The 14,032-nt window shown below is 43.8% G+C and carries 12 protein-coding genes and 1 riboswitch; of the genes, 1 reads left to right on the top strand and 11 read right to left on the bottom strand.

Features of this window, described 5'->3' with window-relative positions; translation table 11 throughout:
- Positions 1–130 precede the first annotated feature (130 nt).
- Positions 131–175: riboswitch (PreQ1 riboswitch) on the top strand.
- Between the two features lie 6 nt (positions 176–181).
- Positions 182–667 carry a QueT transporter family protein gene (locus B5X77_RS04615; RefSeq protein WP_079505545.1) on the top strand — a complete coding sequence of 162 codons (486 nt, stop codon included), beginning with the start codon at positions 182–184 and terminating at the stop codon, positions 665–667.
- A gap of 34 nt (positions 668–701) precedes the next feature.
- On the opposite strand, the gene B5X77_RS04610 is transcribed toward B5X77_RS04615, so the two are convergent.
- From B5X77_RS04610 to pdaA, 11 genes are all read right to left on the bottom strand, one after another.
- The gene (locus tag B5X77_RS04610) at positions 702–1,112 is read right to left on the bottom strand and encodes an NUDIX hydrolase (protein ID WP_257391723.1); all 411 of its coding nucleotides are present in this window, start codon (positions 1,110–1,112) and stop codon (positions 702–704) included.
- A 189-nt stretch (positions 1,113–1,301) separates the two neighbouring features.
- Positions 1,302–2,249, bottom strand: coding sequence for a sensor domain-containing diguanylate cyclase (locus B5X77_RS04605; protein ID WP_176167234.1), 948 nt, complete (start codon positions 2,247–2,249; stop codon positions 1,302–1,304).
- A gap of 249 nt (positions 2,250–2,498) precedes the next feature.
- Positions 2,499–4,526, bottom strand: coding sequence for a phospholipase D-like domain-containing protein (locus B5X77_RS04600; protein ID WP_079505541.1), 2,028 nt, complete (start codon positions 4,524–4,526; stop codon positions 2,499–2,501).
- A 539-nt stretch (positions 4,527–5,065) separates the two neighbouring features.
- On the bottom strand, positions 5,066–5,968 hold the full coding sequence (locus B5X77_RS04590) for an MBL fold metallo-hydrolase (RefSeq protein ID WP_257391738.1): 903 nt from the start codon (positions 5,966–5,968) through the stop codon (positions 5,066–5,068).
- 212 nt (positions 5,969–6,180) lie between these two features.
- On the bottom strand, positions 6,181–6,843 hold the full coding sequence (locus B5X77_RS04585) for an oxidoreductase (RefSeq protein WP_079505536.1): 663 nt from the start codon (positions 6,841–6,843) through the stop codon (positions 6,181–6,183).
- A 98-nt stretch (positions 6,844–6,941) separates the two neighbouring features.
- A complete protein-coding gene (locus tag B5X77_RS04580) occupies positions 6,942–8,558 on the bottom strand; it encodes an FMN-binding glutamate synthase family protein (RefSeq protein ID WP_079505534.1) in 1,617 nt (538 codons plus the stop codon).
- Between the two features lie 15 nt (positions 8,559–8,573).
- On the bottom strand, positions 8,574–9,203 hold the full coding sequence (locus tag B5X77_RS04575) for an NAD(P)H-binding protein (RefSeq protein ID WP_176167233.1): 630 nt from the start codon (positions 9,201–9,203) through the stop codon (positions 8,574–8,576).
- 557 nt (positions 9,204–9,760) lie between these two features.
- Positions 9,761–10,270, bottom strand: a complete 510-nt coding sequence (locus B5X77_RS04565; protein WP_079505528.1) for a ferritin — start codon at positions 10,268–10,270, stop codon at positions 9,761–9,763.
- Between the two features lie 177 nt (positions 10,271–10,447).
- A complete protein-coding gene (gene rlmD, locus B5X77_RS04560) occupies positions 10,448–11,833 on the bottom strand; it encodes a 23S rRNA (uracil(1939)-C(5))-methyltransferase RlmD (RefSeq protein ID WP_079505899.1) in 1,386 nt (461 codons plus the stop codon).
- 120 nt (positions 11,834–11,953) lie between these two features.
- Positions 11,954–12,814, bottom strand: coding sequence for a DNA-3-methyladenine glycosylase family protein (locus B5X77_RS04555; protein ID WP_079505526.1), 861 nt, complete (start codon positions 12,812–12,814; stop codon positions 11,954–11,956).
- Between the two features lie 370 nt (positions 12,815–13,184).
- Positions 13,185–13,994, bottom strand: coding sequence for a delta-lactam-biosynthetic de-N-acetylase (gene pdaA, locus B5X77_RS04545; RefSeq protein WP_079505522.1), 810 nt, complete (start codon positions 13,992–13,994; stop codon positions 13,185–13,187).
- Positions 13,995–14,032: the final 38 nt, after the last annotated feature.

Below are 14,032 nucleotides of genomic sequence, written 5' to 3'. Positions count from 1 at the left end.
TTTTAAAATAAAGATATTTTAGACCGAGATAATCTGCACTTTGAAGATTTCGTTCATCTCAAACTAGCATTCTAAAAATATCCTGTTGTTAGAGGGCCATACATCCTATATAATATTCAATTGGCTATAAAATATCGTGGTTCGTAACCATCCCACGTAAAAAAACTAGGAGCGATAAAAAATGAATACTAAAACAATTGTCCGAAACGGGATCCTGGCTGCTTTATATATCGCCGTTTCTGCTGTCATCCAGCCATTCGGCTTTACCAATGTACAGTTACGTGTATCGGAAATGTTCAATCACCTGATTGTCTTTAACAAAAAGTATTTCTTTGGGATTGTATTGGGAGTGTTTTTAACTAACCTGCTCTTCTCCCCGATGGTCGCTTATGACCTTGTTTTTGGTGTCGGCCAGTCTGTGCTATCCTTATTGATTACGATCTTTACAGCAAAATACATTAAAAACATCATGGGCAGGATGATTGTGAACACCATTGTTTTTACCTTCACAATGTTCCTGATTGCAATTGAACTGAATCTTGCTTTTCAGCTTCCGTTCTGGTTCACCTGGCTCACCACAGCTGCTGGTGAATTCACTGTAATGGCAGTAGGCATACCAGTGATGCTGGCGATTCATAAGCGGGTGAATTTAGAGAAATTGGTATAAACGAACAAACCGCATGGCAATCCATGCGGTTTTTCTATATTATTTGAAGCCCATTTGAAAAATCAATTAAAAATTGGATGTCTTCTTTAAAACCAAATTCCTCTGTTTCCATTTCGTCTACCCTTTTCCAGGCAATTTCATGGATTAACCCATCGGTATCCTGGATCATGGCTTCTCCTCCGGCTATTCTTATCTCATAGTATTGAACCTTTACATTGATTCCAGAATACATGCCAGTTTTTACAAAAAGCGGCCGGATGATTTCTGCTTCGTATCCGGTTTCTTCAAATACTTCCCTGATACAGCATTGCTCAAAAGTCTCTTCGCGTTCTTTCCCGCCTGCAGGGACAGACCATAGCTTTTTCTCATCTGCTTTCCCCTGCAGGACCATCAGCATTTCTCCATGCCGGTTGATGCATACACCGGCTGCTCCTTCCCAAAGCACATTATCCACCCCCAAAACTATTGAATAAACGCTAGAATTCCCAGCGAGATAATTATAAGTCCTGCAATCCTATTGACTGCACCTATTCTATTTTTTAGCAAACTGACGGCGTTGCTGAGCAATATCACCAGGCTGCACCAATAACACACAACTTATGAGAGTCATCGCAGCCTGTCTGGACATAGGTGTTTATCGATATGAATAATTCTTTCTGTGTCTTTTCGCATCATACATCCTTGTATCAGCCAAAGCCATTAACTCTTCCATCCTGCCCATTGACCGGCTGGTATAAGCATGACCTATGGAAAGTCCTATAGGACAATTTGGGTTTTCCTGATTATATAATTCAATTGAAGACTGGATGAATTTTACGAGATTTATGATTTCCTCTTCGCTTTTCCCGCGCAAAAGAAGGGCGAATTCATCTCCGCCAATTCGCGATACCGAAATCTCGTTTGATGTAAAAGCAGCGAGCAGTTTGGCTGTTTCAATCAACAGCAGGTCACCCTGCTTATGGCCGAAAGAATCGTTCGTGGTCTTCAAATTATCCAGGTCGCACAAAATGATCGCAGCAGGAACATTCTTTTTATTATAAAAAGCTGCCTGTTTTTCAAAGTAAGCCCTATTATGGATTCCTGTCAATGCATCATGAGTAATACGGAACTCAAGGTCTTCCTGCAGCTTTACTTTATCATCAATATTTCGGATGATTCCCTGAACAGCCACCAGCTGACCATCCTCATAAACCGGGCTTGCGTACTCCTCAAACCAGAGGTACTCCCCCTCTGGACCAAGCCATCGCTGCAAAATCGGCTTGGAGTAATCAAGATTGCCAGTCACTTTATCATGAAGCTGGGACACATCATCCGGATGAGACCTCTCAAAGCAGTCATATGGATTCCCCATTGCAGCCTCTACAACCCCGAACCCCAAATAAGTATCCAGTGAAGGGCTAATATATTTGAATTTAAACTCGGGCTTAACCTGATAAAAATAAATGACGTCCTTTGAACTCTCAACCAGCATGGCAATTCGCTGTACCTGCTCCAGCCCTTCATCCTGTTTTGGCTTTTTTACCATTGACCGAAGAATGATACTTAACCCAAACCCAGCAGCGGCCCCTAATATAAAATTCATGATTACATCCATCCTCTGTATGTACTAGCTGACACTTCCCATATACTGGATTTTATCATAAAGAGATAGTTAGAAATATATTTAACTATGTAATTCGAACTATTTTTTTCTATTCGCTTCCATCTATTTCATATCAGCATTTTCATATCAGAGCCCTCCTCAGCAAAAGGCAGTGTACTAAGAAAGAATAAAGGCAAAACGACTTCAATCGTTTTGCCTTGTTTTATAGGTTATTAATGAAGAAAATGGCTACTGCAATGTCCCGCCAGCCTGTACGTAGCGGGCGTTGAATTCCTGAAGAAACTGGTTGGTAATTGCTGAATCGTGGATGATCAGCATGTTCTCGTCATTAACATTGTTGCCATTGTTACTCCAGTTAGTTGATCCGACAATGACAGTAGGATCACTGTCCGTATCAGCGTCAATCAGCATTGTCTTGCTGTGGAGCTTGCGTGTTTCTGCATCTGCATAGACCGGTGCGGGATTGTTCCAGCGCGTGTTGGGATTGTTCAGACTGGTCTGTGAAGCAGTGCGACCGGTCATATCGACACTCGCGGACCACCATTGATTCCAGAAGTCTGAGTCAAACAGTCCTTTGACATCAAATCCAGTCAAGGTTCCTTCCATATCATTGTAGGATCCTTCCCACTTATTCTTCAGTTCATCCGCCAGTTTTTGATCGCTCCATGCAAAAATCGAGAAATATGTATTGAAGTCTGCCTCGTTGCGAACCAAATCAGCCATTTTACCAACTGCATTGTCCCCAGCTGAAAAATAGATTTCAACTTTTTTTCCATTGATATCTATTACATGTGTCGTATTATCCGTTTTGCGGGTGCTAAAGTTCGATACCGCAGGATCAGGATTCAATGCGCTGCTGCCCCACATTTCATTGAATTCTGTTTCATATATTCCGGCAAGCTGTGGCCAGTTGATTTCGACAATTTGGTTCTGGTTGCCGTCAAGAATGCCCTGCTGCATGTTCTCATCGGAACCATACAGTCCTGTTACAGTGAAATTCCATGTTCCTGTAAATACCCAGCGGTCATCCACGATGGCAAACTTATTATGCATCTGGTTTCCAGGCCCATAATAGCTCCCAGCGGATTTTGCCTCAGCTTCTACTAAAAGACGGCCCGTCGTTTGGCTATTTCCGACTGTTACGGTAACTTGCTGAATATCTGATACGCTTGCCGGCAATCCTTTTGCGGTTCTTTTCGCACTGTCTTCAACTGCAAACATCGGGGAGTCTGAAAAAATGACAATATCATCAGCAGTGCCTATTTTCGCATCCTGCCCGCGCAGCATTTTTTCCAGATAAAGCCGCATGGTTTCAAAACGTTCTGCGTAATGAGGGTCCGCAGCATCCTTGGAATCGGCAATGACCCGCACGTCCACACCCTGAGCCGCTTTCTGGATTAAAGTTTCAACCACTTTTGGAAGATTGATTTCATATGTGGCAAAATCAATGCTCTTTGTTGCTGAATTAAGCCTTTTTATTAATATATCTTCGAAATTCACATTATAGTTGGCTTCATTTCCGGCTGAAGCATATTCCGGGAAGGCACATTTATTAAAATAAACATTCATGGCTCCCTCAACCTCAGAAACATTATTCAAACGCTGGGTTCTGTCATCACATACACTAGGCACTGCCGGCGGAGCTGTTTCCCCTCCTGCATCGCCACCCGAACCGCTTCCATCATTTCCGGTTGAATTAAAAGCTTTAGGTGTTCCAAGTCCATCTGCATAACTTGCATTTGCGGTTGCCCAGTTTGTCGAGTCAATACCTGAAACCGAGGGATCAATGCGTTCCATTGTTGCTTTTGCAGTGTTATCGCCTGCATACCAGGTATCGACCTCGTCGATGACAGCCCCCGTCGCATTCATTAATTTTAGGTGTTCGGCTGTGTTGCCGAGCGAACCACTGTAAATCAAGTCAGCCTGGATTCCAGTGACAGATTGGTCATCGGTCTTTTCCAGCAAAAAATAACCATTTGCCGGAATCGTTCCGCTCAAAGTGATTGCCGGGGCACCATCTGCTGCATTAAGCTTCCAGCCATCGAGCACTACCTCTGAGCCTGAATTGTTGTAAAGCTCAATCCACTCGTCACTATAGCTCTTGTTCGTGCCCATCCAGGCAATTTCACTAATGACGACATTGCCACTTCCCGCGGCAGCCGCCCTTGGTGCAGTGGCCAAGAATGATGGGAATAGAGTTGAAAACAATAAAATAAATGCTGGTAAAATAGAAAACAATTTCTTCAACTTTGACATCCTCCTCAAATTAAGTAAGTCCAAAGTAATCATAATGTAAGAAAGTTGTCGAAATATCATGAAATTGTAAATTTTGCGAAAAATGATTCCTTATAAGGAGTTTAAAATTGTGCAGAACATCACAACAGAAACAATTGACCCAGAAAGCTGGCAGCACTGTTCCATTTAAATTGAAGACTTTTTACATATTAGTGTTAAAATGTAGATTTCGGCCTCACGGGCATGTCAAAAATCGATGTGGGTGATAAATTGAAAAAAGTGATCGATATATCGTTGAATGTGATCGATAAAATCAAAAATCCGCTGATATATGCTGAGAAGTGGTCGATATATTTTGCTTTTCGCCAATAAATAAAAACCATCCCTTATCAAATACAAAAACGCAGGCCAGTTCGCCTATATTTGTTCTGAAACTGGAGCTGTTTCTTGGCTGATGATCGGTTTCCATTCCGATATAATCAGGATTACTTTTAACCACCCGTTTTCTCTTTAAAAAACACAAAAAAAGCCATGGGATATCCCCATGACTTCGTTTAAATTTATTTCCACCAGGGAAGATTCGGATACTGAGAATCTCCGACTGTAACTGACTCCCCGATTCTAGGAGTTGCAATCTGAACTCCTGCAGCCTCCCCTGCCTGAACCGCCCTCTCAACCGGATCATGCCAGGAATGAAGAGACAGGGTGAATGCTCCCCAGTGCACTGGTATCATCAATCTTCCTTGTACGTCCTGATGTGCCTGGACTGTTTCTTCAGGCAGCATATGGATGGCTGCCCAGCGAGCGTCATATTGGCCACATTCCATGAGGGTTAAATCGAATGGTCCATATTTTTCGCCGATTTCTTTAAAATGTGGCCCGTACCCGCCATCCCCGCTGAAGAATATTTTGGTTTCCTGGCCAATGACTGCCCAGGAACACCAAAGAGTTGAATTACGATTTGTCAGTCCCCGTCCTGAAAAATGACGGGCCGGTGTACAGGCCAATTTGAGTCCTTGGAATGTGAATTCATCCCACCAGTCATGCTCACGGATGTTATTGGGATCAATCCCCCATCGCTCAAGATGAGCTCCAACACCAAGCGGGGTAAAATAATTCTTTACCTTCCCTCTAAGTTTCATGATTGAACCATAATCAAGATGATCATAATGGTCATGCGAAAGAATGACTGCATCAATTTCCGGCAGTTCCTGTATTTTGAAGGGCAGTTCCCCGCTGTACCGCTGGTTTCTGATCGGGAATGGGGTCGGTGCTTTTCCGAACATTGGATCGAACAATATCGTCTTCCCCTCAATCTCCAGTAGGAATGCGGAATGGCCAAACCAGGTGACCTTCGCATCTGACTGACTTTTTACATCAGGCGAGAATGTGACCATCGGCATTCGATTGCGAGGCCTCCTGTCTGGATTGCCTTTTAAAAAGTCCCTCATCATCGACACCATGGAACTGAAACTGGTATCCCATGAGGTTGGAATCTGGTTGACGAACTTTCCCTTATGATATTGCGGTGAATGTGCATATACCGTCTTCTTCTCAGTGGAATACTTCCCTCCAAAAGCTGGATATAAATTCAGGACCAAATAGACAAGTACAATGATTCCAGCTAAAAACAATAATATGTTTATCATGTAAGTTTCACTCCATGGCTGATAGGTCAGCGGCCAATTTCATGTATTTGTTCAGAAGGATAAATAGTTAGGCCACTATTGTTTGTTTGAGCAATCTTGTACATAGCTTTGGCCACTGTTTTTCCTTCAATGGCTTTAAATTTCTTTAACGGACCTTTAAATAGAAATGGGATCTTGGTTACAACAGCGGCAGCCGTCTTTTCACCTAGCCTGAATTCATCCCGGTCCCCAAGTAAAAGTGATGGCCGGAAAATGGCTGTCATTTCGAATGGAATCTGTTTAATCTCTTCTTCAAGCTTCCCTTTCATTTTTGGATAAAAGATAGAAGAATCTGGATCCGCGTTCATCGAGCTGACCAGCAGAAACTTTTCTGCTCCCTGCGAGCTGGCCAGTCTGGCAATCTCCACTGGATATTCAACATCGATTTTCCACATCGCTTCCTTCGTTTTCGCTTTTTTAATGGTGGTACCCAGACAGCAGAACACATCATCTGCTGCAAAGATTTTTTTGGATTGCTTAAGCTGGCTGAAATCGACAATTCTTTCATCCAGCTTGGGATGTTCAATCTCAACTGATCTTCTTACGATCGCAGTTACCTTTTCATATTCTTTTGCATCCAGTAAAATTCGAAGTAATTCCTTCCCAATCAAACCAGTCGCACCAGCAATCAACGCTGTTTTACCCGCCAATCCAGCAGCCCCCTAACAAATCGTTTGATACTTATTATTCCACAATTTTTAAAAGATGAACATTTTAAAAGCCAGTCCGCAATTGGACTGGCTTTCGATTAATCAATTTTCCGTTCTTTTTGCATTTGTGTCCGTCTGGCTGCAATAATCAGGTCTTCTACTGGAGAGATGCGGCCAAGCTCATCTTTATGGACGATATGCTTCCGTTCAAACTTCACAGGGCTGTCCAGGCCAGCAGCAGCGGCCAGATTATACAGGCCTTCACGCAGGGAAATAATATAGTTGGCGACCCGGTACATCTTTTCATCGACGACCAGGCCATCCTGGAGCTTCTTATCAGTAGTCGCTACACCTGCAGGACAAGTATTGGTGTGGCACACCTGGGCCATGATACAGCCTACGCTGATCATCATTCCGCGGGCGATGTTCACGAGATCGGCCCCCATGGCAAGGGCAATAGCAATTTTATCAGGTGTGATCAATTTTCCTGAAGCAATCAGCTTGACCCTGTCTCTAATCCCGTACTGCCGGAGCATTTCATCCACCACTGGCAAAGCTGAATGGATTGGAAGCCCGACCGAATCGGCCAGCTCCTGGTAGGTGGCTCCTGTACCGCCTTCCCCGCCGTCCACCGTGATGAAATCTGGGCCTTTCCCGCTTTCCTTCATAAATGAAATCATCTTTTCAAGCGCATCCAAATCACCCACGACAATCTTGATTCCCACCGGTTTCCCGCCAACTGAACGCAACTCTTCAATCCACTCAAACAAGGTTGGGACATCACTGAATTCATAGAATCTGTTTGGACTGTTAATTGTCTTCCCGACTTCCACAAGACGGATCCTGGCAATTTCCTCGGTGACCTTTTCTCCTTCAACATGGCCTCCTCGGGTCTTCGCGCCTTGTGCCATCTTAATTTCAAATGCTTTCACCTGAGACATTTCACTTTTTTTCTTGAATTCTTCCCAGGAAAATTCTCCGTTTGGCTTTCTGACACCAAATAGATCCGGGCCAATTTGCATGATGATATCCGGATTCCCGACGAGATGATGGTCTGATAATCCTCCTTCACCGGAATTCATCCAAGTGCCTCCTGCGAGTCCGAGCCCTTTTGACAACGCCTGAATCGCTCTTTCGCCAAGCGCCCCATAGCTCATTGCGGACTGCCCAACCTGCCCTTTTACACGGAAAGGAAAGCGGCATGTATGTTCACCCACCACGACCGCATCATCATCCTGAAGGTAATAAGGATCAGCCAGCTTCTCCTCATTATGCTCTTTCCTTGTAAAAAGACCCTCGCCATCAATCTTGTAAACTCTTGTTTTTATTTTTTCGGCATTATCGACCTTCATTTCATCCGTCAGCTTTGGAAAAAGGGTATTCCTGATGTAAAATCCCTCCGCATCGAAATCTCGGAGCGAGCCAAAGCCTATTAATCTCTCCTTATACTTTCCCGCCTTGACAACATCCTGGTATTCTTTTCGCGAAAAAGGTTTCCCCTCATTATCTGCGTTGAATAGATACTGCCTCAGCTCAGGACCGATATGCTCAGTAAAATACCGTACCTTTCCGATAACAGGAAAATTCCTCAAAATGGAATGCTGCTTCTGCTTGTCGTCTTTCATATATAAATAGATAAATAACAGAATCGGCAACAGGATGATTAATGCGATGAAGATAAACAGGCCGAGCAACAGATAGTCCGTCAAATCCATGTAGATCCTCCTTTCCTATAATGAAGATAGTGCCTTTGATATGACTGTATCGCCCTCTGAAACTTCAAATGTCTTATTGAAAGTGGACTCCGATTCAAGCGACATGACAAGAACTTCTGCCAGGTCTTCACCTGATATTTCAGCATCTTTTCCATTAAGCGTCACAGCCGCCGATATTTTTCCATGACCAGGCTTAGCTGTTACATCCCCCGGCTGAACTACCGTATATATCAATTTTGACTGCCTGATTAGCTCGTCTGGCATCTCTTTGGCACCTATTTCCCGAGACTCATCACCTGCCGCTTCATTTGCCATAACCGCACTCATCATTACAAATCGCCGGACACCTTGTTTTTCAGCCTCTTTGACCGTTTCGATGACAGATTGGTGATCAACCATGACTGTTTTACCAGTTTGTCCCTTTGGACTTATTCCCGTCAGATAAATAACTGCGTCATATCCCTTAAATAATGTCGCAAGCAAACCTTCATCATAAATAACCACATCGGTGGCCCCTCGTTTTTTCAAGAGGTCTGTTTGATTAGAATTGCCTGCCACTGCACAGGATGTATAGCCATTCTTTTGCAGTTTACTGACCACATGCTCACCTACACTGCTATGAGCACCGAAGACAACAACTCTCATTTTGACGCCTCCTAATGATATAAATATTGTAAAAAAGGAAACTTTTACAGTAATCAAATAAATAGAATTGTATCTATCCCCATGAGCAACTAGAACATAAGGCACTCTTTTATTGGACATATACCACAAGAAAGGCCCGCTAAACGATTAGTTAGCGGGCCAAGTTTCATATAATTTATCATTCACTTAGTACTTCTTCTTCAAGACATGCATTAGTTTTACAAGAGTGATTTCTTTTTGACATTTACAATCGCCAGAAACTCCTTATTATACTTGCAGACAAACTCTGTTGACCCAACCTTATTGGCATCCAAAAGTATGAAATCTATGCCAACCGGGAATAAATTCTCTGCAACTGGGAATAAAACTCCCCTAACCGGTGATATATTCATCCCAACCGGGAATAAATTGCTTGCAACCGGGAATATATCGACAGGGACAAGCTGAAGTTCTCCTTTACAGCTTGAATACCCCTGCCTTTTTTTATCCGTTTTTCAGCTCAGTTTTTCTCTTCCGCATAAAAAAACAGGATCCCATCCGGAACCCTGTTGCCTTGTTTATTTTCCCTCTGGTGCTGTGAATGAACGCTGTGCGAGTTCATTTTCAAGCATGAAGAATGCGTTGCTGTCCTTGTCAATGCGGCGAAGCTTTTGAATCAGGCTGTCGAACATGGCCTCTTCTTCGACTTGTTCCTCAATGAACCATTTTAGGAATGTCATGGTTGCGTGCTCACGTTCATCAAGTGCGATATCTGCAAGATTGTAGATGCGGCGGGTGACTTCCTTCTCATGTTCCAGCCCTTTTTCAAAAACATCCAGGACAGATTCGAAATCATTTGATGGGGAATTAAATCCATCGAAGGTCACGCGCTCACCCAAATCGTTGATGAAATTGTAAAACTTCATTGCATGGAACCGTTCTTCTTCGGCTTGTACCAAAAAGAAGTTTGCAAAACCATCAAGATTCTCCGCCGAGCAATACGCAGCCATTGCCATGTATGCGTGCGCAGAATAAAATTCATAATTCATTTGTTCAACTAAACCGTTTACCAACTTATCGCTAATCATCTGTTTCCTCCTCAATCCATGCAGCTTTTATCTTTATAGGCTAACATAGTTATTTTGTCTTTATAATTGAATTTTACCCTTTCTTACTTCTTAAAACCATGTTTATCCAAAGAACCGTCAGGAAGTTCAAGTCTATTAAGCAGCAAAAGCGCCATTCCATCTGGATGGCGCCTATACTTACTTTAGGACCAGTCTTGTGACACTCTCAATCTGTGAAGTGTGAGGGAACATGTCCACAGGCTGGATGTATTCTACTTTGTATTTGCCGCATAGCGTCTGGATATCCTTTGCAAGGGTTGAAGGGTTACATGAAACGTACACGAAGGTTTTCGGCTTGATTTTCAGGACGGTTTTCAGGAATTCCTCGTCACAGCCAGTCCGCGGCGGATCGACGACGATAACATCCGGCTGCCATCCTTCCTTTAGCCATTTAGGAAGCAGTTCTTCCGCTTTGCCTGCATAGAACGTTGCGTGATGTACATCATGTTTGATAGAATTCTTTTTCGCATCTTCAATTGATTCCGGAATGACATCCATCCCGCGTACCTCGCCAGCTTGATTTGCCATCCACAATCCGATTGTCCCGACACCACAATAGGCATCAACCACCTTTTCCTGGCCTGTAAGCCTGGCTGCAGTTTTCGCTTCATTGTAGAGTTTCACAGTCTGTTCAGGATTCAACTGGAAGAACGTCCTTGCAGAAAGCTCGAATTGCAGATCACCCAGCGTTTCCTGGATAAAGTCTTTTCCTTCCAGTGTGGCTGTTTCACTGCCGAAGATAACCGACGTCCTTTCGCCATTGACATTCTGGACAATCGAGTTGACCTCGGGAAGCCGTCTTTTGATTTCTTGGATTATCATGTCTTTTTTCGGGAGCTCTTTTTTCGTCGTGATCAAGACAATCTGCAGCTCTCCGGTTTGGACTCCTGTCCTGGCAACAATTGTCCGGACGAGGCCTTTATGCTTTTTCTCATTGTAAATCGAGATGTTTAAGTCATCAAGAATACCTTTTACAACTTCGGTAGCCTTCGTTGTAGCAGGATGCTGGACCGCACATTGTTCAATATTGATCAGATTATGGGAATTCAGTCCGTACAGGCCGGCAAGCACCTTTCCGTCCTTAAGGCCAACCTGGAACTGGCTTTTGTTCCGGTAACCCCATGGATTTTCCATACCAATCGTCGGACGGATATCGAGTTCATCTATCTTAAGCTTTGTATGGCGCTCTAATGCCTGGATGACAATGTCACGCTTTTCATTAAGCTGCTGATCATAACGCAAATGCTGAAGCTGACAGCCTCCGCACTGGTCATATACCGGACAAAGCGGCCTGACTCTGTGCTGGGAGGGTTTGCGGATTTTCTTAATTTTTGCCTCAGCAAATTTCGGGTGGACTTTTGTCGCCTCCGCAACGATTTCTTCGCCTGGCAATGCACCTGGCACAAAAACGACCTGCCGCTTGAAATAACCGACACCCTCACCATTGATTCCCAGACGCTTGATTGTCAGCGGGAATGTCTGCTTAAGCTCAAGTTTGGCCGTTTGCTGATCATGCCCTTTCATTTGCGACGACTTTTTCGCCTGCTGCCCGTTGCTCTTATACGGGGATTTGTTGTATGGTTTCCCTTTGTTTTCTTGCTGCTTATTTGCTTGCTGTTCTTTTTTCATCAAACTTCACTCCAATTATTCAATGCTTCTCCATAAATAGAGCGAAGCATAGCTTAAATAAGGATTCCATGGCTCCTTGTACCTTTCCATATCAGCCAGGCTGGGCTTCTCATCCAGTCCAAAGTATTTCTTCAGCGCATTCTGGATGCCGATGTCTCCCATCGGGAACAAGTTTGGCCTGCCGAGTGCGAACATAAGGAAATTTTCCACCGTCCATGGTCCGACACCCCTGATTTTGATCAATTCCTTTGATACGTCGGCATCTGGCATTTGGTTCATTTTTTCAAAATCAAGCTGTCCAGAAGCAGCCAGCTCTCCGATTCCAATCACATACTCCGCTTTCCGCCCGCTGAACTGCAGCTCACGCAGCTGCTCTACTTTAAGCTGGGCTACTTTTTCAGGACAGGGGTAGTACCAGACACCATCCACTTCATCTCCAAAAGACTTTACGAACCGTTCTGTCAGCGTAAAAGCAAATTTTAGATTTACCTGCTGATGGATAATGCTCTTGATCAAACTCGAAAAAGGATCGAATTCCAGTACAAGCGGAGTCCCATAATGCGCATTGAACAAATCTTTTAGCTGGGTCGTCTGAAAATGCTCGTGGACCTGGAGCAATTCAACATTCCACTGAAAAATTTCCGTCAGCCGCTTTAGCGCCTTATCTTTTTCATCACTGGCAGTGACGATGAATTCAGGTTTTTCAAGTGTACCAGTCGCCATTACATTTGCGACAACCTTTTTATTTTCAAAAGCCAGCGGTACTTTAACAAGACGCTGCTCTGTATCGATTTCGTTCAACGGATCAAGCGCCAGCCGGCTCAAGGCCAGGTCAAAATTGTATGGCCCGGTAATGGACACCTTTTCTTCCCACATAAACAAACCGCCCTCAAGTATTTTCCCCGTATTATAGCATTTCCTCACTGTTTTTACGAAAATAGTGCTGATATTACGGGAACTATAGACTATTTTGAGTCGATTCTTTTTTTCTTGATGGAGTTGCTATTGCATTTGGGAGCCAAGGCTTCTATATTGGCGGGGTTCACTCTTCTTTTTAAGCCAGTTACTGCTTTATTGGCGAAAACCAATGCTTTACTGGCGATTTTGAAATTTTATTGGCGACATTTTCATTTTATTGGCGATTCCCGCTTGTTTATTGGCCATAATTTTATTTTATTGACGAACTGGAAAAAGTTTATTTTCCAATTTTAAATCCCGGCACCTGAGAGATGCCGGGATCAAAACATTAATACAGCATCGGGTTCTTCATGCCGCCTTTGCTGAGCATGAGGTCATCAAGGCTTTTGAATTGGTAGCCCTGTTCTTTCAAATCCCTGATTACCTTTCCAAGCGCGTCTGCATTGTCTTTCGAGACAGTATGCAAAAGCAGGACGGCGCCCGGATGAATTTGTGTCATGATTTTATCGTACGCATATTGCGCGCCTTTTTGCTGGTCGGTGTTCCAGTCGACGAATGCAAGTGACCAGAACACATGAGTATAGCCAGCTTCCTTCGCTACAGCCATTGTCCTTTCGCTGAAGACCCCCCTTGGAGGGCGCAGGTAGCTCATTTGCTTTTTCCCAGTGATTCTTTCAGTTTCGGCACGAACCATTTCCAATTCCTTCTTAATTTTTTCATCGCTGATTTTGGTCATGTCTGGATGGTGCCAGGAATGGTTCCCGATGATATGGCCTTCATTCGCCATTCTGACGACAAGCTCCGGGGCACTCTCAAGATAATGTCCTGTCACAAAAAAAGCGGCAGGTACTTTTTCCTCTTTTAGAACATCGAGAATTTTCTCGGTATAGCCATTTTCATACCCATTGTCAAACGTCAGATACAAAATCTTAGAATTCTTGTCCCCTTTATAAACGGCTCCATGGTCTTCAAGAATGATTTCAAACATTCTTCCAGCATCAGCCTGTCTTTCATTCCGGCCCTTTTTGAAACCCCAGTGCAAGGCAGAGTTCGAATTCTCCTCCGCACTCGTCACAGCTGGCATGGCAATTAACAGCAGCAGTGCTGACGTAAGCAGTATCTTAACTAACGTTTTCATGTTGTTCCTCCATAGATGTTTTTCTTTATTGTTTGTTA

Origin of the sequence: Mesobacillus jeotgali (genome assembly GCF_900166585.1) — a bacterium.
Classification (GTDB): domain Bacteria; phylum Bacillota; class Bacilli; order Bacillales; family Cytobacillaceae; genus Mesobacillus; species Mesobacillus jeotgali_A.
Note: the sequence above shows the minus strand (reverse complement) of the source record. Positions and strands in the feature narration are given on the sequence as shown.